The sequence below is a fragment of the Agromyces sp. Root81 genome (assembly GCF_001429165.1).
Lineage (GTDB): Bacteria > Actinomycetota > Actinomycetes > Actinomycetales > Microbacteriaceae > Agromyces.
Genome location: NZ_LMIR01000001.1, coordinates 918707 through 940811 on the forward strand (window position 1 = coordinate 918707; position 22105 = coordinate 940811).

The 22105-nt window shown below is 70.9% G+C and carries 20 protein-coding genes; 4 read left to right on the forward strand and 16 right to left on the reverse strand.

The genetic code is table 11. From position 1 onward, the window contains the following. Positions 1-68: 68 nt before the first annotated feature. Positions 69-1832 (reverse strand): ABC transporter substrate-binding protein, encoded by a 1764-nt coding sequence (locus ASE14_RS04430; RefSeq protein ID WP_056651198.1) that lies wholly within the window; start codon positions 1830-1832, stop codon positions 69-71. A gap of 186 nt (positions 1833-2018) precedes the next feature. On the opposite strand from ASE14_RS04430, the gene ASE14_RS04435 reads away from it, so the two are divergent. Continuing rightward, complete coding sequence (locus tag ASE14_RS04435) at positions 2019-2960, forward strand: ornithine cyclodeaminase family protein (RefSeq protein WP_056651202.1); 942 nt, start codon at positions 2019-2021, stop codon at positions 2958-2960. Continuing rightward, complete coding sequence (locus ASE14_RS04440; RefSeq protein WP_056651205.1) at positions 2957-3943, forward strand: proline racemase family protein; 987 nt, start codon at positions 2957-2959, stop codon at positions 3941-3943. Before ASE14_RS04435 ends, ASE14_RS04440 begins: the two co-directional genes overlap by 4 nt. A gap of 74 nt (positions 3944-4017) precedes the next feature. Here ASE14_RS04440 and ASE14_RS04445 read toward each other — a convergent pair whose 3' ends face one another. The 12 genes from ASE14_RS04445 to ASE14_RS04500 all read right to left on the reverse strand — a co-directional run bounded on the left by ASE14_RS04445 (position 4018) and on the right by ASE14_RS04500 (position 16076). Continuing rightward, positions 4018-5511, reverse strand: a complete 1494-nt coding sequence (locus ASE14_RS04445; RefSeq protein WP_056651208.1) for an aldehyde dehydrogenase (NADP(+)) — start codon at positions 5509-5511, stop codon at positions 4018-4020. A gap of 38 nt (positions 5512-5549) precedes the next feature. Next, entirely contained in the window at positions 5550-6551 is a 1002-nt protein-coding gene (locus tag ASE14_RS04450; protein ID WP_056651764.1) for a proline racemase family protein, read from the reverse strand. Between the two features lie 67 nt (positions 6552-6618). Continuing rightward, on the reverse strand, positions 6619-7533 hold the full coding sequence (locus ASE14_RS04455) for a dihydrodipicolinate synthase family protein (RefSeq protein ID WP_056651211.1): 915 nt from the start codon (positions 7531-7533) through the stop codon (positions 6619-6621). Between the two features lie 53 nt (positions 7534-7586). After that, positions 7587-9032, reverse strand: coding sequence for an FAD/NAD(P)-binding oxidoreductase (locus ASE14_RS04460; RefSeq protein WP_082600061.1), 1446 nt, complete (start codon positions 9030-9032; stop codon positions 7587-7589). Continuing rightward, the gene (locus ASE14_RS04465) at positions 9029-9271 is read right to left on the reverse strand and encodes a (2Fe-2S)-binding protein (RefSeq protein ID WP_056651214.1); all 243 of its coding nucleotides are present in this window, start codon (positions 9269-9271) and stop codon (positions 9029-9031) included. Before ASE14_RS04465 ends, ASE14_RS04460 begins: the two co-directional genes overlap by 4 nt. Then, positions 9268-10425, reverse strand: a complete 1158-nt coding sequence (locus ASE14_RS04470) for an FAD-binding oxidoreductase (protein WP_235511081.1) — start codon at positions 10423-10425, stop codon at positions 9268-9270. Before ASE14_RS04470 ends, ASE14_RS04465 begins: the two co-directional genes overlap by 4 nt. A gap of 21 nt (positions 10426-10446) precedes the next feature. Beyond that, entirely contained in the window at positions 10447-11157 is a 711-nt protein-coding gene (locus ASE14_RS04475; protein ID WP_056651220.1) for an ABC transporter ATP-binding protein, read from the reverse strand. Next, positions 11157-11999, reverse strand: a complete 843-nt coding sequence (locus ASE14_RS04480; RefSeq protein ID WP_056651223.1) for an ABC transporter ATP-binding protein — start codon at positions 11997-11999, stop codon at positions 11157-11159. Before ASE14_RS04480 ends, ASE14_RS04475 begins: the two co-directional genes overlap by 1 nt. Beyond that, complete coding sequence (locus tag ASE14_RS04485; protein ID WP_235511082.1) at positions 11996-13168, reverse strand: branched-chain amino acid ABC transporter permease; 1173 nt, start codon at positions 13166-13168, stop codon at positions 11996-11998. Before ASE14_RS04485 ends, ASE14_RS04480 begins: the two co-directional genes overlap by 4 nt. A gap of 4 nt (positions 13169-13172) precedes the next feature. Next, positions 13173-14063, reverse strand: coding sequence for a branched-chain amino acid ABC transporter permease (locus tag ASE14_RS04490; RefSeq protein ID WP_056009660.1), 891 nt, complete (start codon positions 14061-14063; stop codon positions 13173-13175). 56 nt (positions 14064-14119) lie between these two features. Next, positions 14120-15301, reverse strand: a complete 1182-nt coding sequence (locus tag ASE14_RS04495; RefSeq protein ID WP_056651226.1) for a branched-chain amino acid ABC transporter substrate-binding protein — start codon at positions 15299-15301, stop codon at positions 14120-14122. Between the two features lie 112 nt (positions 15302-15413). Beyond that, positions 15414-16076, reverse strand: a complete 663-nt coding sequence (locus ASE14_RS04500; protein ID WP_056651230.1) for a GntR family transcriptional regulator — start codon at positions 16074-16076, stop codon at positions 15414-15416. 143 nt (positions 16077-16219) lie between these two features. On the opposite strand from ASE14_RS04500, the gene ASE14_RS04505 reads away from it, so the two are divergent. Then, the gene (locus ASE14_RS04505) at positions 16220-17389 is read left to right on the forward strand and encodes a glutamate--cysteine ligase (RefSeq protein WP_056651235.1); all 1170 of its coding nucleotides are present in this window, start codon (positions 16220-16222) and stop codon (positions 17387-17389) included. A 33-nt stretch (positions 17390-17422) separates the two neighbouring features. On the opposite strand, the gene ASE14_RS04510 is transcribed toward ASE14_RS04505, so the two are convergent. Next, positions 17423-18856 carry a GH1 family beta-glucosidase gene (locus tag ASE14_RS04510; protein WP_056651238.1) on the reverse strand — a complete coding sequence of 478 codons (1434 nt, stop codon included), beginning with the start codon at positions 18854-18856 and terminating at the stop codon, positions 17423-17425. Between the two features lie 149 nt (positions 18857-19005). Between ASE14_RS04510 and ASE14_RS04515 the strand changes: the two genes are divergently transcribed. Further along, on the forward strand, positions 19006-19809 hold the full coding sequence (locus ASE14_RS04515) for a spermidine synthase (protein WP_056651241.1): 804 nt from the start codon (positions 19006-19008) through the stop codon (positions 19807-19809). A 66-nt stretch (positions 19810-19875) separates the two neighbouring features. Here ASE14_RS04515 and ASE14_RS04520 read toward each other — a convergent pair whose 3' ends face one another. Together ASE14_RS04520 and ffh are read right to left on the reverse strand one after the other, a co-directional pair. After that, a complete protein-coding gene (locus tag ASE14_RS04520) occupies positions 19876-20436 on the reverse strand; it encodes a hypothetical protein (protein ID WP_056651244.1) in 561 nt (186 codons plus the stop codon). A gap of 9 nt (positions 20437-20445) precedes the next feature. Continuing rightward, a complete protein-coding gene (gene ffh / locus ASE14_RS04525) occupies positions 20446-22023 on the reverse strand; it encodes a signal recognition particle protein (RefSeq protein ID WP_056651246.1) in 1578 nt (525 codons plus the stop codon). Between the last annotated feature and the right edge of the window lie 82 nt (positions 22024-22105).

The following is a 22105-nucleotide window of genomic DNA, read 5'->3' on the forward strand; positions in this document are numbered from 1 at the left end:
CTCGATCTGACCCGGCGGCCGGCCGAGGCCGGCCGCCGGATACCTGATGATTCGGATGATGCGGATGGCTACTTCGTGAGCCAGACGTTCGTCCAGTCGCCGTTCTGGCTCTGGGCGTACGGCTCGAATCCGCCGACGCGGGCCGAGTGGTAGTTCGACTTCAGCCGGTAGGCGATGCTGACGATCGGCGCGTCGGCCATGACGGCCTCGTCGACCTGGTGCCAGAGGTCGGCCGCCTCATCGGGCGTCTCCGCGGCGAGGGCCTCGGCGGCGAGCTCGTTCGCCGCGTCGCTGTTGAAGTCGACGTAGTTGTACGACTGGGGCGTGCCGTCGAAGACGAACTGCGGCTGGAAGACGCTGCGCGCTGCGCCGCCCTGCCAGTCGGGCGACCAGCCGACGAGCGCGATGTCCCAGGCGCCCGAGCTCGCATTGTCGCGGTTCGTCATGAAGTTCGCGTAGTAGTCGGTCGGCGGCACGGGCGTCAGCTCGACGGTGATGCCGGCGCGCTCGAGGCTCGCCTGCACCGTCTGGGCGATGTCGGGCTGCGTGCCGACGTTGCGGTACGGCATCTTGAGGGTGAGTCCGTCGGGGTAGCCCGCCTCGGCGAGAAGCTCCTTCGCCTTCTCGGGATCGCCCTTGCCGCCCTCGGTCGCGTACTGGTCGGACTCCTGGTAGCCGAGGATGCCGGGGCCGAAGATGCCGTTCGTGACGCCGGCGAGGTCGGCGCCGCCCATGGTCTGCACGACGGCCGACTTGTCGACCGCGTACTGCAGTGCCTGGCGGACCTCGAGCTTGGCGAGCGCGCCCTCGTTGTTGGTCGACGCGGTGTTCATCCACATGAACTGGTCGACGCCGCCGTTCTCCATGGTCGAGAACTTCTCGTCGTTCGCCGCCTTGAGCTGCTGGATGTTCGCGGGACTCGGGGAGAGGTCGAAGAGCATGTCGGCCGAGCCGGCCTGCAGCTGCTGCATCGCGGCGTCGCCCTCGACGCCCATCGTCATCTCGATGCCGTCGACGTAGGCCTTGCGGAGCGGGTCGCTCTCGGGGTCCCACGCGGGGTTGCGCTCGAGCACGAGCTTCGCGTCGGGCGTGTACTCGGCGACCTGGTAGGGGCCGGACGACACGAAGCCGCGACGGTACTCGGGCGAGTCGGGCAGCGCGTCGAGCGCCTCGATCGGCGCCGGGTCGGCCGCGTCGAGCGAGAGCATGAACGGGAAGTCGCTCGCGGGCTCGACGAGGGTGAACTCGATCGTGCGGTCGTCGGGCGTCTGGATGCCGGAGATCTCGTTGCCCTCGATGTACTCCTTCATCGGGCCGACCTCGGGGGCGACGGCGGCGAAGCCGGTGCAGAACTCGTCCATGCCGGCGATGAGTCCTTGGAAGTAGCCGGCCAGGGCGCCCGAGATGTGCGGGTTGCAGAGGCGCTCGATGCCGCGGGCGACGTCGCTCGCGACGATCGGGCGGGCGCCGTCGGGCGCGCCCCACGTGACGCCGTCGCGAAGGGTCACGGTGTAGGTGAGCCCGTCGGCGCTCGGTGTGGGCACCTCCTCGACGAGGTCGGGCTGGAGCACGATGCGCTCTGCGGCGTCGTCGCTGGCCGCGTAGCTCAGCAGCGAGCGTGACACCGAGCGCATCACGTTGTAGGTCGGCACGTACGAGACGAGCTGCGGGTCGAGGTGGTCGACGTCGCCGTTCGCGAGCACCTTGAGGGTGCCGCCGGTCTGCGGTTCACCGTCGCCGGAATCGGCGCTGGGCGAAGTCGAACACGCGGTCAACGCGAGCGCCGTCGAGACGGCGAGCACCGCCGCGACGCGAAGAGTGGATCGAGCCATGAGTCACCTTTGAATCATTCGCTGTCCGCGTCGTCGGACGACGTCGCGGATCGCCGTGCTCGAGCGAGCGCTGCACGGGGGCTCCGGCGCTCGTGGCGGCCGAATCCCGATCGCAGCTCGTCGGGTCGAGAGCTTCGAGCCGTCGGCGATATGTGACATATTACGCATTACCCGTACGATGTGTCCATGCCCGGCATCTTCGACTCGCTCCGACTCCTCGACGGCCCCGCCATCGCCGAGCGCATCACCATGCGCCAGGCCATCGACGCTCTGCAGCAGGCCCTCCGCGGCGGGTTCGACCCCGACGCCGATCCGCCGCGTGCGATCGTCGACGTGCGGCACGGCCAGCTCCTGCTCATGCCGTCGGACCTCGGCGCGTACACCGGCCAGAAGCTCGCGACCGTGGCACCGGCGAACCCGGCGCGCGGCCTCGAGCGCATCCAGGCGATCTACGTCGTGCTCGACGCCCTGACCCTCGCACCGGTCGCCCTCCTCGACGGCACGGAGCTCACGAGCCTGCGCACGCCGGCCGTGTCGGCCGCCGTCGCCGACGTCGTCGCCGCGCCGGATGCCTCGTCGCTCGTCGTCTTCGGCACCGGCCCCCAGGGCGTGCGACACGTCGAGGCCATGCGCGCCATCCGTCCGATCGATCGCGTTCGCTTCGTCGGCCGCGACCGGGCGAAGGCCGAGCACGCAGTGGCGCTCGTCGCCGCGAGAGGTCTCGACGTCGCCGTCGGCACGGCAGCGGATGTCGCGGAGGCCGACCTCGTCGTCTGCGCCACTACCGCTCGCGAGCCGCTCTTCGACGCCGCACTCGTGCGCGACCGGACCGCGGTCGTCGCCGTCGGCTCCCACGAACGCGACGCCCGCGAACTGCCGGGCGAGCTCCTCGGTCGCGCTCGCGTGATCGTCGAGTCGCAGCGGGTGGCGCTCGCCGAGGCCGGCGACGTCATCCTGGCCATCGCCGAGGGGCACCTCTCCCCCGACGCGCTCACCCCGATGGCGCAGCTGTTCGGCGACGGCGGCCCCGAGGCATCCGCTCGGCCCGTCGTGATCAAGACCTGCGGCATGGGCTGGCAGGATCTCGCCGTCGCCCAGCTCGCCCTGACGAACGAACGGAAGGCATGATGCACTGGAAGACCGAAGACTGGCACACCGCGGGCGAACCGTTCCGCATCGTGCTCGACGTCCCGACCGAGGGCGGCACCGTCGCGGCCCGGCGGGTCGAGGCGATGACGGGGCGGGCCGACGCCGTGCGCCGGTTCCTCTGCCTCGAACCGCGCGGCCACGACGACATGTACGGCGGATTCATCACTCCGCCCGATGACGACGGCGCCGACTTCGGTGTGCTGTTCTGGCACAAGGACGGCTTCTCGACCGCATGCGGGCACGGCACCATGGCGCTCGGCGCCTGGGCGGTGCAGACGGGCCGTGTCGCCGCGCCCGACGACGGCGAGGCGCTCGTCACGATCGATGTGCCGAGCGGCCGGGTGCAGGCGCGCGTGCAGCGGAGCGGCGGCGAGACCACGGGCGTCGTGTTCCGCAACGTCCCGTCCCGGGTGCTGGCGACCGGAATCCCCCTCTCGACGAGCCGCGGCGACGTCGCCGTCGACCTCGTCTTCGGCGGCGCGGTCTACGCGACCCTGCCCGCCGCCTCCCTCGGCCTCACCGTGACGCCGGCCGACACGACCGAGCTCATCCGCCTCGGCCGCGAGATCAAGTGGGCGCTGAACGACCACCCGGCCGCCCAGCTCGCCGACGACCGACTGTCGGGCGTGTACGGCACGATCCTCGTCGACGACCTCGGCCGCACCGCCGACGGCCCATGGCAGCGCAACGTCACCGTCTTCGCCGACGGCGAGGTCGACCGGAGCCCGTGCGGCTCGGGCACTGCGTCGAGGGTGGCGCTGCTCGCGCACACCGGCGAGCTCGCCGACGGCGAGGTGCTGACCCACGACTCGATCATCGGCACGCGCTTCCTCGCGCGCGTGGCCGAACGCACGGAGGGCGCCGTGGTGCCCGAGGTCACCGGCCAGGCGTACCGCGTGGGCAGCTGCGAGTTCGAGCTCGATCCGGCCGACCCGCTCGCCGAGGGCTTCAGCCTGCGCTGAGCGCATGAGACGACGAACGGCCCGGGCGGATCCGCCCGGGCCGTTCGCGTACCTGAGATCTCGTGGATGCCGGCTCAGTGGTCGCCGGTGAGGCTCCCCCACCCGCTCGACGCGCCCGCCTCGCTGCGGCGCTGCGGAACACCCCACGGGTTGTCGTCGCGCAGCGCTTCCGGCAGCAGCGACTGGGGCGCGTTCTGGTACGCGACGCCGCGGAGGAACCGCGTGATCGCCGCCGTGCCGACGCTCGTGGCGTCGGTCGTGGTGGCGGGGAACGGCCCGCCGTGCTGCATGGCGGCCGTCACCGAGACGCCGGTCGGCCAACCGCCGAAGAGCACGCGGCCGCTGGTCTCGGCGAGCGCGTCGACGAGTTCGCCGAGCCCGGCCGCCTCATCGTCGGTCGCGTGCAGTGTCGAGGTCAGGTTGCCGGGGAACAGCTCGCGATGGAGGGCGGGGAGCGCTGCGGCATCCGAGTACCGCACGATCACCGACAGCGGACCGAATGACTCCTCGAGGAGCGCCTCCGGCTGCTCGCGCAACTGCTCGACCGGGACCTCGACCACGGTCGGCGTCACGAAGCGCTGCCCGTCGTCGTCGACTCGCACTTCGCCCTCGGCGAGTACTGTGACGCCGTCCGCGCCGAGCACGGCTCGGCGACGTTCCTCGAAGGCGCGGCCGATGCCCGGATTCAGGAGGCGATGCTCGCCGACCGCGGCCGCGGCCTCGGCCAGCCCGTCGAGCTCGGCGCCCGCCGGCACGAAGAGGAAGCCCGGCTTCGTGCAGAGCTGACCGGCCGAGCCGGCCACGGAAGCGAGGAACCCCTGCAGCAGCTCGGGCTCGGCGGCGACGGCGCCGGCCGTGGCGTAGACGGGGTTCATGCTGCCGAGCTCCCCGTAGAACGGGATCGGCCGCGGCCGGGTCGCCGCGATGTCGGCGAGCAGCCGGCCGACGTGCGTCGAGCCGGTGAAGGCGCCCGCGCGGATGCGGTCGTCCTTCAGCAGGGCGACGCCGTTCTGCTGCCCCTCGATGAGCTGGAACACGCCATCCGGCATGCCGGCGGCGGCGAGCGCCTCGACGACGACCTCTGCAGTGCGCCGGGAGAGCTCGAGGTGCCCCGAGTGCGCCTTGACCACGACGGGGCAGCCGGCGGCAAGCGCCGCCGCCGAGTCGCCGCCCGCGACCGAGAACGCGAACGGGAAGTTCGACGCCGCGAAGTTCAGCACGGGTCCGACCGGCTCGAGCACGCGGCGCAGGTCGGGCCGCGGACCGATGACGTACTCGGGGTCGGATGCGTCGATGCGGGCGTCGAGGTAGGCGCCGTCGACGATCGCCTCGGCGAAGAGCCGGAGCTGGTTCGAGGTGCGGCGCACCTCGCCGATGAGACGCGGTGCGGTGAGGCCCGTCTCGCGCATCGCGATCGCGATGAGCTCGGCGGCGTTGCGGTCGAGGGCGTCGGCCACGGCGACCAGTGCCGCGGCTCGGGCGCGCGGCTCGGTCGCGGCGAAGGCGCGCGCGACGGTGGCCGCCCGTTCGGCGATGCGATCGAGGTCGGGTTCGGTGGAGGTCGTCATGGGTCGATCCGCTCTGTGCTGGGGGTCGGTCAGGGTGGTCAGAAGACGAACCCCTCGGGGAACGGGTCGTCGTCGTCGAGGAAGTACTGGCCGAGCCCGGTCACCCATGCTCGGCCCGTGATGGTGGGCACCACGGCGGGCACGCCGCCGACGGTGGTCTCCCGCAGCAGTCGCCCGGTGAACTCGGTGCCGATGAACGACTCGTTGACGAAGTCGGTCTCGAGGGCGAGCTCGCCGCGCGCGTGCAGCTCGGCCATGCGCGCCGACGTGCCGGTGCCGCAGGGCGAGCGATCGAACCACCCCGGGTGGATCGCCATCGCGTGCCGCGAACGCACGGCGTCGGAGCCGGGCGCGATGAACTCGACGTGATGCACGTGGTTCGCGCCGTCGAGTTCCGGATGGCGCGGCGGCGCCTGGGTGTTGATCGCCTTCATGATCGCCAGGCCCGCGGCGACGATGTCGTCCTTCCTGGCGCGATCGAACGGCAGCCCGATGTCGTCGAGCTCGACGAGCGCGTAGAAGTTGCCGCCGAAGGCGACGGAGTAGGGTACGGCGCCGTAGCCGGGCACCTCGATCGAGGCATCCAGTCGCTCGACGAAGCTCGGCACGTTCTCGATCGTGACGTGCACGGCGCGCCCGCCCTCGACCGCGACACGGGCGATGACGAGCCCGGCGGGCACGTCGAGCCGGATCTCGGTCACGGGCTCCGTCACCTCGACCATGCCCGTCTCGACGAGCACCGTGGCGACGCCGATCGTGCCGTGTCCGCACATCGGCAGGAAGCCGCTGGCCTCGATGAAGACGACGCCCCAGTCGGCGTCGTCACGCGCGGGCGGCTGCAGGAGCGCCCCCGACATGGAAGCGTGGCCGCGCGGCTCGTTCATGAGGAGGCCGCGCAGCCCGTCGAGGTGCTCCATGGCGTAGAGGCGCCGATCGTTCATGGTGGCGCCGGGGATCCGGCCGACGCCGCCCGTGACGACGCGGGTCGGCATGCCCTCGGTGTGCGAGTCGACGGCCGAGACGACCCGGCGCCCACGCATCAGCGGGCCGCCGTCGAGATTCGCGGCGAACGACGGCCTCGACACTGCGCCGACAGCGACCCACGCATCAGCGGGCCGCCAGCGCGGCGAGCGCCCGCTCGGTGTCGACGGTGACCTGGGCGCGATGCTCGTCGCTGAGCGGGCCCCGCGGCGGACGCGTCGGCCCGCCGTAGGAGTTGCCGCAGATGTCCATCGAGAGCTTGATCGCCTGCACGAACTCGGTGCGCGAGTCCCAGCGGAAGACGGCGACGAGCTGCGTGTAGAGCTCGCGCGCCTCGTGCCACTTGCCCTCGATGAGCAGGTTGTAGAGCTCGACCGCCTCCTTCGGGAAGGCGTTGGGGTAGCCGGCGAACCAGCCGACGGCACCGTTCACCATGAATTCGAAGAGCACGTCGTCGGCGCCCGCGATGATGTCGATGTCGCAGCGTTCCTTGATCTCGTAGACCCGGCGCACGTCGCCCGAGAACTCCTTGATCGCCACGACCTCCGGGATCTCGGCGAGCTTCGCGACGAGCGACGGCACGAGGTCGACCTTCGTGTCGAACGGGTTGTTGTACGCCATGATCGGCAGGCCGACCTTGGCGACCTCCTCGTAGTGCGCGATGACCTCGCCCTCGTTCGCACGGTAGAGCGTGGGCGGCAGCAGCAGCACGCCGTCGGCGCCGTCCTCGCGGGCCCACTCGGCCCACTTGCGTGCCTGGTGGCTGCCGACGCCGTGGGCGCCGGCGATGACGATGCCGCGCCCGTCGACGGCCTCGACGGCGACCTGGATCACCTTGCGCCGCTCCTCGTCGGTGAGCGATGAGTACTCGCCGAGCGAGCCGTTGGGGCCGACCCCGCGGCATCCGTTGCTCATCAGGAAGTCGACGTGCTCGGCGAACTTGTCGTAGTCCACCGCGAGTCCGGCGGGCGCCGAGTCGTCTTCGGTGAAGGCGAGCGTCGTGGCGACGACGACGCCGCCGAGGTCCATGGTGCTGGTCATCTGATCTTCCGTTTCTCTGGTCCGCTCTTCGCGGATCGGTAATATGTCACATATTACTGCTGTGCCTCGACGGCGGCAACCGTCGTTTCGGCATCATCGCGTCGAGCGGGCTCCGTGTCGATCACGGCGCTCCCCCGCCCGAGTGCCGCGACCTCGCCGAGCCGCACCGGCGCGAGCACCGGCCGGCGGTCGAATCCCTCCGGCGCTCCGCCGGCCTCCGCCACGATCGCCTCGACGGCCCTGCCGCACGTGCGGCCCTGGCACGGGCCGAGCCCGGCCCGAGTCGCGAGCTTCATCGCCCGCAGCGGCGCATCGGCCCGATCGGCGATCGCGCGGCGCGTGACGTTCTCGCAGCGGCACACGACGGTGTCGTCGGCGAGCCACGAGGTCCAGCCCGGCCGGATGCCGTGGGCGCGTTCGAGCCGCGCCGCGAAGGCTCGCATGCGTCGCCGCACGGCGAGCGGACCGCTGATGCGTGCGTCGTCGCGCGCACCCCCCGCCGCGGCGAAGCCGGCTACGGCCCCTTCGGCGAGCGCGGCGTCCGCACCGCCGATGCCCGTGATCTCACCGGCCGCGTACACGCCGGCCACGCTCGTGCGCTGGGCCTCGTCGACGACGACGAATCGCCCGCGGCGATCCCCCTCGATCGTGCACCCCAGGGCGATCGCGACCTCGAGGCGCGGCGTGAACCCGTGCCCGAGCGCCACGGCATCGCACGCGACCTCGCGCTCGGTGCCCGGAATGGGGCGCCACTCGGCATCGAGCGCGGCGATGACCACGCCTTCGACCCGGTCGGTGCCGAGCACCCGCACCACGCCGCTGCCGATCCGGTACGGAATGCCGTGCCGGGCCAGGGCGCCGACGTACTCGACGAGTTCGCCCGCCTTGCCGGCGAGCTGCCACGGCCGCGGCAGCCAGCCGGCCGCGAGCGCTCCGATGCGGGATGCCTCGTGCACGCCGACGACCTCGGAGCCCGCGACGGCGAGCGACTGCGCGACCGGCAGCAGGAACGGGCCCGCACCGCTCACGACCGTGCGCCGCCCGACCGTGACGCCGTCGCGCTTGGCGAGCGCCTGGGCCGCGCCCGCGGTCGTGACGCCCGGGAGGGTCCAGCCGGGCACGGGGAGGGCGAGATCGTGGGCGCCCGTCGCGACGACCACGGCATCGGCCTCGATGTCGAGTGCGGCCCGCGCCGTGGCATCCGCTGGACCGACGACGGCCTGCAGCCGCACCAGGCCATCGGATGCCTCGACCGACCAGACGCTCGCACCGGTGTGCACCTCGGCGCGGTCGAGGACGCCTCGGAGCCGCTCGAACCGCGCCCAGCCGTGCTGGAGACGCCGGTCGGTGAGCTGCTCGTGATGCCGCCAGTACTGGCCGCCGAGCCGGCCGCCCTCGTCGAGCAGCGTGACGTCGGCTCCGGCGGCGAGGGCCGCCTGCGCGGCGGCGAGCCCGGCCGGACCGCCGCCGAGGATCGCGACCCGCTTGGCGCCGGTCATGCCCGCACCTCCCGCTCGACTCGGTCGCCGTCGACGGCCTCCCGCTGACACGCCCGCACTCCTTCGACGCCGTTCACGGTCACGAGGCAGTCGTGGCAGACGCCGATGCCGCAGAACACGCCGCGATCGCCGGTCTGCGCCGTGCGCCACGCGGTGCGGCCGGCGCCGATGAGCACGCCGGCGATGGTCTGGCCGTCGCGTCCCTCGATCGACTCGGCGTCGACGGTGATGCGGATCATGCGGTCTCCTGCAGGCTGGCCCGGCTCGGGAGGAACGGGGTCGGGTCGAGGGCGGTCGGTGCGCCGAGCACGGTGTGCGCGACGAGTTCGGCGGTGGCGGGAGCGAGGCCGATGCCCGCGCCCTCGTGACCGGTCGCGTGCACGAGCCCCGAGACCTCGGGATCGGCTCCGATGACCGGGAGGTGGTCGGGCGCGTACGGGCGGAAGCCGAAGTAGCTGCGCAGCAGGGTCGTCTGCTCGAGGAACGGGAAGAGGCGCACCGCCTTCGCCGCGATGGCTGCAGCGGGGGCAACGCCCGGGTGCTCGTCGAAGCCGACCCGCTCACGACTCGAACCGATGAGCACGGTGCCGCCCGGAGTCGACTCGACGACCGTCGAGGTCTGCAGGGCGGCGTCGCCCGAGCCCACCGCGCCGACGTAGTCGCTGTCGTACACCTTGTGGAACACGCGCTGCGGCATCGGCGTCGTGACGAGGATCACTCCCCTGCGCGGCCGGATGTCCAGGCGGGCGCCGAGCCGGGCGGCCACCTCGCCGGCCCACGGCCCGGCGCAGTTCACGACGACGTCGGCCTCGATCGGCCCGGCCGTCGTCATCACCCCGGAGAGCCGGCCCGGCCGACCGAGCGCGCCGGTCACCTCGCCGATCACGAGTCGGGCGCCGCCGCGCACCGCCGTGTCGAGCAGGGCCTGGGTCGCCGTCGACGGCTGCACCTGGGCGTCGTCGGGATAGTGCACCGCGTGCACGACCTCGCGCGACAGGAACGGCTCGGCCGCGGCGAGCGCCGCGACATCCAGCGCCTCCGCGCGGATGCCGGTGGCCCGCTGCGCGTCGGCGAACCGCTCGAGCGCCGCCTCGCCGCCGCCGAAGGCGACGACGATGCCGCCCTTCGCCTCGAACTCCGTCGCCGGCTGCCCGTTCGGCCGGTCGGCGTCGAGCCGCTCGGCGAGCGCGCGCCACATCGCGTTCGAGGAGACGGCGAGGTCGGCCTCGGCGCCCGGCGCCTTGTCGCTGACGAGCAGGTTGCCTTCGCAGCGACTGGATGTCTCGCCGGCCACGCCCACCCGGTCGATCACGACGACCTCCGCGCCGCCCTCGACGAGTGCGAGCGCGCACGCGGCACCCACGATGCCCGAACCGATCACCGCGACACGCACGATGCACCTCCTCGTCGCAAGTCAACCACCGAGGTACGCCTCGATGACACGCGGATCCTTCGCGAGTTCGGCGGCGGGCCCCTCGAGGGTCGCCCTCCCGGTCTCGACGACGTACGCGCGGTGGGCGATCTTCAGCGCTGCACGCGCGTTCTGCTCGACGAGCAGCACGGTCGTGCCCGTCGCGTTGACCGCGGCGATGATCTCCATGACCTGCTTCACGACGAGCGGTGCGAGTCCCATCGACGGCTCGTCGAGCAGCAGCAGCTTCGGCCCCCCGATCAGGGCCCGGCCGATCGCGACCATCTGCTGTTCGCCGCCGGAGAGCGTGCCGCCCTGCTGCGAGCGGCGCTCGGCGAGGCGCGGCATCATGGCGTACACCTCGTCGAGACGCGCTGCGATCGCCTTGGCGTCGCTCACGGTGTAGCCGCCGAGCAGCAGGTTCTCGTGCACCGTCATGGTCGAGAAGATCCGTCGTCCTTCGGGAACGTGGATGAGCCCGGCGGAGACGATGTCCCACGGCTTGGCCGTCGCGAGGTCCATCCCCTGCCAGGTCACCGAGCCCGAACGCGGGCGCACGAGCCCGGAGAGCATGTTCATGGTGGTCGACTTGCCGGCGCCGTTGTTGCCGAGCAGGCACACGATCTCGCCCTCGCCCACGGTGAAGCTCAGTTCACGGAGTGCGTGCACCCGGCCGTAGACGACATCCGCGTCCCGCACCTCGAGCGTCGTCATCACGCGTCCTCGCTCTCGTCGACGCCGAGGTAGGCCTCGATCACGGCGGGATCCCGCTTCACGACCTCGGGGGCGCCGTCGGCGATCTCCTTGCCGTAGTTCAGCACCACGATGCGCTCGGCGAGTTCCATGACCAGTCCCATGTCGTGTTCGATGAGCACCACGGCGACGCCGAGCCCCCTGATCTTGCGGATGAGCCGCATGAGCGCCTGCTTCTCGTTGAAGTTCAGGCCCGCGGCGGGTTCGTCGAGCAGCAGGAGCTTCGGGCTCGTGGCCAGCGCCCTGGCGATCTCGACCCGCCGCTGCTCGCCGTACGGCAGCTGGGTGACGTAGAGCTGCTCGTCGTCCTCGAAGCCGACGAAGTCGAGCCATCCCCTCGCCTCCCGGACGCACGCCGCCTCGGCACGGCGGTAGCCGGGCGTGTGCAGCAGGGTCGCCCAGAATCCCTCGCGGAGGTTCGCGTGCATCGCGGTGGTGACGTTCTCGAGCACCGAGAGCTCGCGGAACAGCCGGAGGTTCTGGAACGTGCGGGCCATGCCCCATTTCGTCACCCGCGACGGGAGCACCCGGTAGAGGCCGAAGCTCTGGAGCAGGTTCACGAGTCCGAGCCTGCGCCAGAGTTCGGGTACGGCCCGCACGATCGCCTTGCCGTCGAAGACCACCGCGCCGGCGGTCGGCAGGTAGAAGCCGGAGATGCAGTTGAACGCGCTCGTCTTGCCGGCGCCGTTCGGGCCGATGACGGCGAGGATCTCGCCCTCGCGGACCTCGAAGCTGAGTCCGTCGACGGCCGTGACCCCGCCGAACTGCAGCCTGAGATCGCGGACCTCGAGCAGGGCGCTCATGCGCGGTCTCCTTCGTGTGCGTCGGTCGTCGGCGTGCCGTCGACCGACTCCATGATGCTCGCCGGCACGGCCGTCGCCTCGGTGAACGCCGGCGGGGTCGGACGGCTGCGCCGCAGCCAGGGCAGCACGGCGGTGGCCGGCCAGAGCCCCGACGGGCGGAACAGCATGACGACGACGAGCAGCACGCCGAAGATGAGGTAGCGCCATTCGGCGAAGTCGCGCAGCAGCTCGGGTGCCAGCGACACGAACAGCGCGCCGATGATGACACCGGGCGTGGAGCCCATGCCGCCGAGCACCACGGCCATCAGGATGAGGGCCGAGTAGAGGAACTGGAAGCTGTTCGGGCTGATCGCCGACAGGTGCGTGGCCATCAGCTGACCGGCCATGCCGGCCCAGACGGCGCCGATGATGTACGCCGAGATCTTGGCGATGTAGGTGTTGATACCCATCGCCTCAGCGGCGTCCTCGTCGTCGCGCACGGCCTTCCACGCCCGGCCGAGTCGGCCTTTCGCGAGGCGCCCGGCGCCGATCACGCCGACGACGATCACGACGAGCGCGACGAAGTAGTAGAACACCACGCGCTCGGGGAAGTCGATGCCGAGCAGCGAGAAGCCGTCGTCGAAGCTCCACGGCCCGAAGCTCCAGCTGGGGATGCCGTGGATGCCGGAGGGGCCGCCCGTGATCTTCAGGTTGTTGGCCGTGATGCGGATGATCTCGCCGAACCCGAGGGTGACGATCGCGAGATAGTCGCTGCGGAGGCGCAGGGTCGGTGCTCCGATGATGATGCCCGCCGTGATGCAGGCGATGATCGTCGCGATGAGCGCGGCCCACATCGGCCAGCCGAGCACCGTCGTGAAGATGCCGGAGACGTAGGCGCCGACCGCGAAGAACGCGATGTAGCCGAGGTCGAGGAGCCCGGCGTAGCCGACCACGACGTTCAGGCCCATGCAGAGCATCACGTAGATGAGCGCACTCGTCGCGATCGACATCGTGTACCGGGAGGCATCCATGAACGGCAGCACGGCGACCAGGAGGACAGCCAGGAGACCGAGCGCGCGCATGAAGCCGCGCTGGGAGGTGAAGACGCCCTTCGGCGGCTGCGGCCGCTCGAACAGGGGCGCGGGGGCACGCAACGGCACGTGCTTCAGGGCGAGGTCGAGATCGCGCACCAGGTCACATCCTCTCAACGACGCGGGCACCGAGCAGGCCCGTGGGTTTCAGCGTCAGGAACAGGATGAGGAACCCGAAGGCGAACACATCCCGCCATTCGCCGCCGAACCACGCCGAGCCGAAGGACTCGAGCATGCCGAGCAGCACGCCGCCGAGCATGGCGCCGTACAGGTTGCCGATGCCGCCGATGACCGCGGCGGTGAACGCCTTCAGCCCGATGATGAAGCCCATGAGGAAGTCGATCGACCCGTAGTAGGCCCCGGCCATGACACCGGCCGCTCCGGCGAGCGCGGAGCCGATGAAGAACACCATCGCGATCACCCGGTCGACGTTGACGCCCATGAGCTGCGCGCCCGTCGGGTCGAGGGCGATCGCCCGCATCGCGCGGCCCTGCCGCGTGCGCTCCACGATGTGGGCGAGCACGAGCATGAGCACGGCGGCGATGACGACGAGCACGATCTGCGATGCCGTGACGCGCATGCCGAGCACGTCGAACCCGCTGGACTCCAGGCGGATGGGGAACGCCTCGGGGTTCGGGCCGAAGATCTGGCGCACGCCGTACTCGAGGGTGAACGAGACGCCGATCGCCGTGATGAGCACCGCCAGCCGCGGGCTCCTGCGGAGCGGGCGGTACGCGATGCGTTCGATGCCCACGCCGATGAGGCCGGTGGTGACCATCGACAGCAGGAGCACGACGAGCAGGAGCGGGATCGACGTCTCGTTCGAGATGCCGAACGCCGAGAGCGTGAAGAACCCGACGAACGCGCCGAGCATGTAGATGTCGCCGTGCGCGAAGTTCAGGAGCTTGATGATCCCGTAGACCATGCTGTAGCCGAGCGCGACGAGGGCGTAGAACGATCCGACGATGAGACCGTTCCAGATGAGCTGCATCATTGCAGAGGAGTTCCTTCCGACGAGTCGGGGCGGGGCCGGAGCCCCGCCCCGATGCGTCAACCCTGCAGGTCGTCCTCGAGGACGAACGCGCCGGTCGCGGGGTCGATGGCGACGATCACGAATCCGCCGCCCGACAGGGTGTGGGTGTCCGTGAACGTGAGCGGTCCGGCGAAGGTGTCGAAGTCCTTCAGGCCCTCGAGACCGGCCACGACGTTGTCGAACTCGGTGTCGCCGGCATCCTCGATCGCCTGCGCCATCACGCGCACGGCGTCGTACGCCTGGGTCGAGTAGGGCCCGGGCGGGTCGCCGGCGAGCTCCTCGTAGTCGGCGATCCACTGGTCGGCACCCTCGATCATGTCGGGCGTCTGGGTGAAGGTGCCGACGACGTTGTCGATGTAGCCCTCACCTGCGATCTCGGCGAACTTGGCGTCGACCGAGCCGTCGGCGACGAGGAACACGCCCTGGAACCCGGCGTCCTGCGACTGCCGGGCGATGAGGCCGCCCTCCTGGTAGTAGCCGGTCCAGTAGACGAGTGCGGGCTGCTGGCTCGCGAGCGTCGTCGCGACCGCGGAGTAGTCGTTCTCACCGGGGGTGATGGTCTCGTGCGCGACGACCTCGAGCCCGGCCGCGGTGGCCTGCTCGGTGAACGCCTCGGCGAGGTCGGCCGAGTAGCTCGTGGCATCGTCGACGACCGCGACGTTCGTCGCGCCGATCTGCTTGGCGTAGGTCACGGCGGCCTCGGCCTGCTGGTCGCCGGTGCCGTTGATGAGGAAGACGCCGGGCAGGCCCTGGTCGACGAGTTCGTTGGAGTTCGCCGCCGGGATCACCATCGGGATGCCCGCTTCGTCGAAGATCGGCAGCGTCGGCAGCGTCGCGCCCGAACAGTAGCCGCCGACCGAGGCGACGATGCCGTCGGTGACGAGCTTGTTGGCGCCCGAGACGGCCGTCGTGGCATCGCATGCGTCGTCCTCGACGAGGAGCTCGAGGTCGCGGCCGAGCACGCCGCCCGCCGCGTTGATCTCGTTCACGGCGAGCTGGGCGCCGTTCTGCATGTAGACGCCGAAGGCCGATTCACTGCCCGAGAAGGGCGCGAGCATGCCGATCTTGATGGGTCCGTCATCGGTGGCTTCCGAGCCTCCGCCGGCGAGACCGCTCGAGCATCCCGCGGTCAGCGCGAGGACGCCGGCTGCGACGGCGACGTGGAGGAGGCGCTTGCGGCGCCGAGATCCGAACTGCATGTGACTCTCCTTCGAGTACGACAGTGCCTCATCGCCGGGCGGCGATATGTGACATATTACTGCCAGCGACGCTGCGCGCAAGTCGGATCACCACGACGGGCGAGCGCCGGATTCAGTCCTCGTGCTCGCCGCTCCAGATGCCGCCGACGTGCCCGATGTGGCGGCGCATCAGCTCGGCCGCGGCATCGCCCTCGCCGTCGAGGAGGAGCTGCACGAGCTCGGCGTGCTCCAGCGCCGACTCGGTGAGCGCGCCCGTCTCCGCGAGCTCGACGAGCCCCGTCAGGCGCGTCTGCTGACGCAGCTCGCCGACCAGGGACACGAGGAACTGGTTGCCCGTCAGCTCGAGCAGCGTCAGGTGGAAGGTCGTGTCGGCCTCGAGGTAGTCCTGGAACCGGCCTTCGTCGCCGGCATGCACGATCTCCGCGGCGAGCCCGCGCAGGCGCTCGGCCGCCTCATCGGTGACGTGTCCGGCGAGCTGGCGCATCGGCGGCACCTCGAGCAGCTGCCGCACCTCGCGCAGCTGGCGGAGCTCGTCGAGCGACACCTCGGTCACGCGGAACCCGCGGTTGCGCATCGGTGCGAGGAACCCGCGGCGGGCGAGGTTCAGCATCGCCTCGCGCACGGGCGTCGCGCTGACGCCGAACTCGGCGGCCATCGTGGGAACGGTCAGCACGGCACCCGGCTCGTACTCCCCCGCGACGATGCGCGACGACATGGCGCGCTCCACCTGCTCGCGCAGGCTCACGACCTCCGCCAGCAGCGACGAGTCATTCATGGCTGCTCCCCTGGTACGTCATGCACCACAGCGTAGTCGGGGGCGGCTGCCGAGATGGCGTTCCGTGACCCGCGCGCCACCGCGGATCCGGCCCGTCGTGTCATGATGGCCCTGCACCGGGAGGCACGGAACGGGGGTGCTGCATGGCGATCGAATTCGCACGATCGGCACGGTCCACCGTGGGGCTCGAATGGGAGATCGCCATCGTCGACCGCGCCACCGGCGAACTCGCCTCGGTCGCCGGCCAGGTGCTCGACGCGCTCGATGCAGGCAGTGACGGCGGGCACCATCCGTTCATCACCTCCGAGCTGCTGACGAACACCGTCGAGCTCGTGAGCGACGTGCACGACACGGTCGCGGGCGCCGTCGCCGACCTGGAGGGCCAGCTCGCCGAGGTGCGCGCGGTCATCGACGGACTCGGTGCCTACGACCTGATCTGCGCGGGCGCCCACCCCTTCAGCCAGTGGTACGACCAGCACCTCACGGACAAGCCGAGGTATCACAAGCTCATCGAGCGCACCCGCTGGTGGGGGCGCAACATGATGATCTGGGGCGTGCACGTGCACGTCGGCATCGAGGATCGCGACAAGGCGCTGCCGATCCTCGACGGGCTGCTCGCCTACCTCCCCCACCTGCAGGCGCTCTCGGCGTCGAGCCCGTACTGGGCCGGCGTCGACACCGGTTACGCCTCGAACCGCGCCCTCATGTTCCAGCAGCTGCCGACCGCGGGGCTCCCCTACCCGCTCGCCGACTGGCCCGCGTACGAGCGCTACGTCGACGACCTCGTTCGCACGGGCGTCATCGACGACCACAGCGAGGTGCGCTGGGACATCCGTCCCTCCCCGAAGTGGGGCACGGTCGAGGTGCGCGTCTGCGACGGCCTCTCGACGGCCGCCGAGATCGCGGCGATCGGCGCACTCGTGCAGTGCCTCGTGGAGTGGATGAGCACCCGGCTCGACGAGGGCGGCACCCTCACCGTGCTGCAACCCTGGTACGTGCGGGAGAACAAATGGCGTGCGGCGCGCTACGGGCTCGACGCCGAGGTGATCACGGATGTCGCGGGCACCGAGCGCCCCGTCGCCGACGACCTCCGCGAGCTGTTGACGACCCTCGCCCCCATCGCCGATCGGCTGGGCTGCGCCGCTGAGCTGCAGGGGGTGCGCGCCATGCTCGACTCCGGCGCGAGCTACGCCCGCCAGCTGCGGGTCGCCGAGGCCGCCGACGGCGACCTCCGCGCGGTGGTCGCCCACCTCGCCCGCGAACTGCGGGACGGCATCGATGGCGAGCCGCCCGCGACATCCGTCGACGCCTGACGCGAACGCGACGACGAGCCCGGCGACCGCCGCCTAGTCTGGCAGGCGCCGCGTGCGAATCAGCTCGGCGTACCAGAGCGCGCTGTCCTTCGGCAGGCGCTCGAAGGTGTCGAAGTCGACTCGCACGATGCCGAAGCGCTTGGAGTAGCCGTAGCCCCACTCGAAGTTGTCCATGAGCGACCACACCTGGTAGCCGCGCAGGTCGACGCCGCGGGCCATGGCCCGGTGCGCCGCGGTGAAGTGCCGGCGCAGGTAGTCGGTGCGCTCGGGGTCGTGGACCCCGGGGCCGGCAGGCCCGTCGACGACGACGTCGGGGAACGCCGCCCCGTTCTCCGTCACCATGAGCGGCAGCTCGGGGTACCGCTCGCTCAGCGAGACGAGCAGCTCCTCGAGGCCGGACGGGTCGATGTTCCAGCCCATGTCGGTGTACGGGCCGGGCTGGACGAGGAACTCGACGTGCTCGGACCCCGGCCACGGCGTGCCGCCCATGTCCTTGTGGCCGTCGGCGTTCACACGCGGCGAGACGCCGTCCCACAGGTCGACCGTCACCGTCGAGTAGTAGTTCACGCCGAGCAGGTCGAGCGGTTCGGCGATGATCTCGGTGTCGCCCGGCCGCACGAACGACCAGTCGGTGATCGCCGCGGTATCGGCGATCACGTCGGCCGGGTAGCCGTCGCCGAGCAGCGGCCCGAGGAACACACGGTTCGCGAGGCCGTCGATGCGACGGGCGGCTTCGGCGCCGCCCTCGCCCGCCGGCCGGATGACGTGGAGGTTCAGGGTGATCGAGTAGCCGGGGTCGTTCGTCACGACCTCGCGCAGCGCCGCGATCGCGAGGCCGTGGGCGAGGTTCAGGTGGTGCACCGCGGCGAGTGCCTTCGCGCCGTCCATGAGCCCGGGGGCGTGCGCGCCCGAGCCGTAGCCGAGGTAGGCGCTGCACCACGGCTCGTTGAGCGTCGTCCACACGGCTACGCGGTCGCCGAGCCGCTCGCCGACGAGACGGGCGTAGTCGGCGAAGGCGGAGGCGGTCTCGCGGTTGGCCCATCCACCCTCGTCTTCGAGCGCCTGCGGCAGGTCCCAGTGGTAGAGCGTCGCGATCGGGCGGATGCCGCGGGCGATGAGTCCGTCGACGAGACGCTCGTAGAAGGCGAGCCCGGCGTCGTTCGCGGCGCCCCGTCCGGTCGGCTGGATGCGCGGCCAGGCGATCGAGAACCGGTAGGCCTCGAGGCCGAGTCGCGCCATGAGGTCGAGGTCGTCATCGAGGCGGTGATAGTGGTCGCACGCGGTGTCGCCCGTGTCGCCGTTCCAGACCTTGCCAGGAGTGTGGCTGAAGGTGTCCCAGATCGACGGACCCCGTCCGTCCTCATGCACGGCACCCTCGATCTGGTACGACGCCGTGGCGGATCCGAAGAGGAACTCCTCGCCGAACTCGAGCCCGGCGTCGCGGTAGTCAGAGGTTCCGATCGCCATCGTCCGTGCTCCAGTCCTCGCAAGCGGGCTTCTGCGATCTCACTGTACCTCGGTGCATTCCGCCCGCTCGGAGCGTCGTCCGCACAGCCCGATCCTGCGCCGTTCCGGCACGGCTCCGACGCCCCCTCGGCATCGCCTAGGGTCGAGACATGGAGACTCCGCTGATCCTCGAGACCGCAACGTTCCGGGCGGAGCTCCAGCCGGATCGGGGCACCAACGGCGGGTATTCGCTCGTCATCGACGACGTCACGCAGTCGCACGTCAACCCCGACGACCCGCGCGACCTGCAGCTGCCGTACGTGCGCCGCATCGCCGCTGTGCTCGCCACCGTCCCGGGCGAAGCGCCCGCCGTCCTCCATCTCGGCGCCGGCGCGCTCACGATCCCCCGCTACGTGCATGCGATGCATCCGATGAGTCGACAGCGCGTCGTCGAGCTCCACGCCGACCTGCTCGCCTTCGTCACGCGGCACCTGCCGCTGCCCGCCGATGCGCCGATCGAGCTCGCGATCGGCGACGCGCGCGCCGAGGCGCAACGGCTCGCCGGCGAGGGCGACGACCAATGGGACATCGTGCTCGTCGACGTCTTCGCAGGGGGCGCGGTGCCCCGCCACGTCACGACGGTCGAGTTCTTCGCCGAGCTGGCCTCGCTCCTGTCACCTGGCGGCGTGCTGATCGTCAACTGCCTGAACGGGGCGGAGCCGCAGGTCACCGGCGACACCCTCGCTGCGGTGCTCGAACTGCTGCCCGACGTGCTGGTGGTCGGGTCGGAGGCGGTGCTTGCCCGAGTCGCGGCCGGCAACACGATCATCGTGGCGTCGCGGCATCCGCTCGACCCCGAATCGGTCGCGCACTGGCTCGCGACCGACCCGATTTCGGTCGCGACCGGCGCGACGGTCGTCGACGGCCCGGCCCTCGAGGAGCTCGCCGGCCGGGTGCGCCACGATGCCCGGTAGGCACGCGCGACGCACCGGAACGTCCCGCCCTGACGATCCACGACAAGCCCGCCTGTCCTCGGACGGTCAGCGGGTTGGGCGCCTCGACCGGTCCTCGCGGAGCACGGCTGCGAGCTTGATCCGGTAGACCGCGAGTACTGCGAAGAAGGCGCTCAGGTCGACCTTCTCGGAGGTCGGATCCTCGAGCTCCTTGAGTCGGATCGGACGGATCTTCGCGAGCTCGGCGATCTGCTTGTGCGTCGCATTGCCACGGCTCTTGACGAGGAAGTCCGCCAGCGCCACTCGGTCGCCGAGGACGCGATGCGTCTCGGTCGCGAGGTCGATGCGACTGTGGCCGATGTGGAGGTGGCCGCAGTGCTGGCAGGTGTACCAGCTCGTCGACGGGTCCTCACGGAGCTTGCCCGGAATCTCGATCTCGCTCCGATACCGGCGCTTGAACTCCCACCGGCCGCCCCGCTCGGTCTTGCACTCGCGGGGTGCGTTCGCAGCATCGAGCACCAGCTCCGCGATGCCTGCGCACCGAGGCGTGCAGTACAGCCCCTGGTAGACCGGAACCCCGGGCCCGCCGAGCTTCTGCGCGCACTTCCTGCAGCGCTGCCGCTCAGGGAAGAGCTTCTCCTGGACCATGGAGCGAAGTCAGCGGCGCAGCATCTTCTGCAGGGCCGCGAGCTCTTCCTCGCTCGGTGCGCCCTTCGCGCCGCCGCCACCCAGGCCGAAGCCCGAACCCGCCGGTGCGCTCGCGGCACCGGGCGTCGCGCCCGAGGCGATCGCCGCGTTCTCGGCCGCCCGCTTCGCGGGGTTGCCCGAGCGCGAGGCGTTCGACTTCTTGCCCTTGCCCGACTGGCGCTTGCCGTTGCCATGGCCGCCGCCGCCCGGCATCGGCCCCATGCCGGGGATCTGCGGCATACCGCCGCGGGCGACGGTCTTCATCATCTTCGCGGCCTGCTCGAAGCGCGAGACGAGCTGGTTCACGTCGGTGACGGTCATGCCGGAACCCCTGGCGATGCGCAGGCGTCGCGAGCCGTTCAGCAGCTTGGTGTTCTCGCGCTCGGCCGGGGTCATCGACTGGATGATCGCCTCGGTGCGCACGATCTCGCGCTCGTCGAAGTTCTCGAGCTGCTGCTTCATGCCGCCGGCGCCCGGCAGCATGCCGAGCATCTTCTTGATGGAGCCGGCACCGCGGAGCTGCTGCATCTGACCGAGGAAGTCGTTCAGCGTGAAGGTGTCGGTCGCGAACTTCTCGGCGACCTTCATCGCCTCTTCCTCATCGAACGCCGACTGCGCCTGCTCGATGAGGGTGAGGATGTCGCCGAGGTCGAGGATGCGGCTCGCCATGCGGTCGGGGTGGAACGGCTCGAAGTCGTCGAGGCCTTCACCCGTCGAGGCGAACATGATCGGACGTCCGGTGATCGAGGCCACGCTGAGCGCGGCACCGCCGCGCGCGTCGCCGTCGAGCTTGGAGAGCACGACACCGGTGAAGTCGACGCCCTCCTGGAACGCCTTCGCCGTGGTGACGGCGTCCTGACCGATCATCGCGTCGATGACGAAGAGCACCTCGTCGGGGTTCGTCGCCTTGCGGATGTTCGACGCCTGCTTCATGAGCTCGGCGTCGACGCCGAGGCGACCGGCGGTGTCGATGATGACGACGTCGTGCAGGGCGCGCTCGGCGTGCTTCACCGCGTCCTTCGCGACCTTCACGGGGTCGCCCGTGCCGTTGCCCGGCTCGGGGGCGAAGACCGGCACGCCGGCCTGGCCGCCGACGACCTGCAGCTGGTTCACGGCGTTCGGACGCTGGAGGTCGGCCGCCACCAGCAGGGGCGTGTGGCCGTCTTTGACGAGCCACTTCGCGAGCTTGCCCGCGAGGGTGGTCTTCCCGGCGCCCTGGAGGCCGGCGAGCATGATGACGGTCGGCGGCTTCTTCGCGAACTGCAGTCGCCGCTGCTCGCCGCCGAGGATCCTGATGAGCTCTTCGTTGACGATCTGCACGACCTGCTGGGCCGGGTTCAGCGCCTTGTTGACCTCGTCGCCGAGCGCGCGCTCGCGCACGTGCGCCGTGAACTCCTTGACGACGTCGAGCGAGACGTCGGCATCGAGCAGCGCGCGACGGATCTCGCGGACGGTGCCGTCGACGTCGGACGCGGAGAGCTTGCCCTTGGTGCGGAGATTCTTGAAGGTCTCGGCGAGGCGGTCAGACAGGTTTCCGAAGGTAGCCATGGTTCGCCAAGTCTAATTGAGGTCGGATGCCGCCTCTGTCGCCTCTGCCGCGCAGCTCGCAGCGAACGGTGGGCGGCTTCGG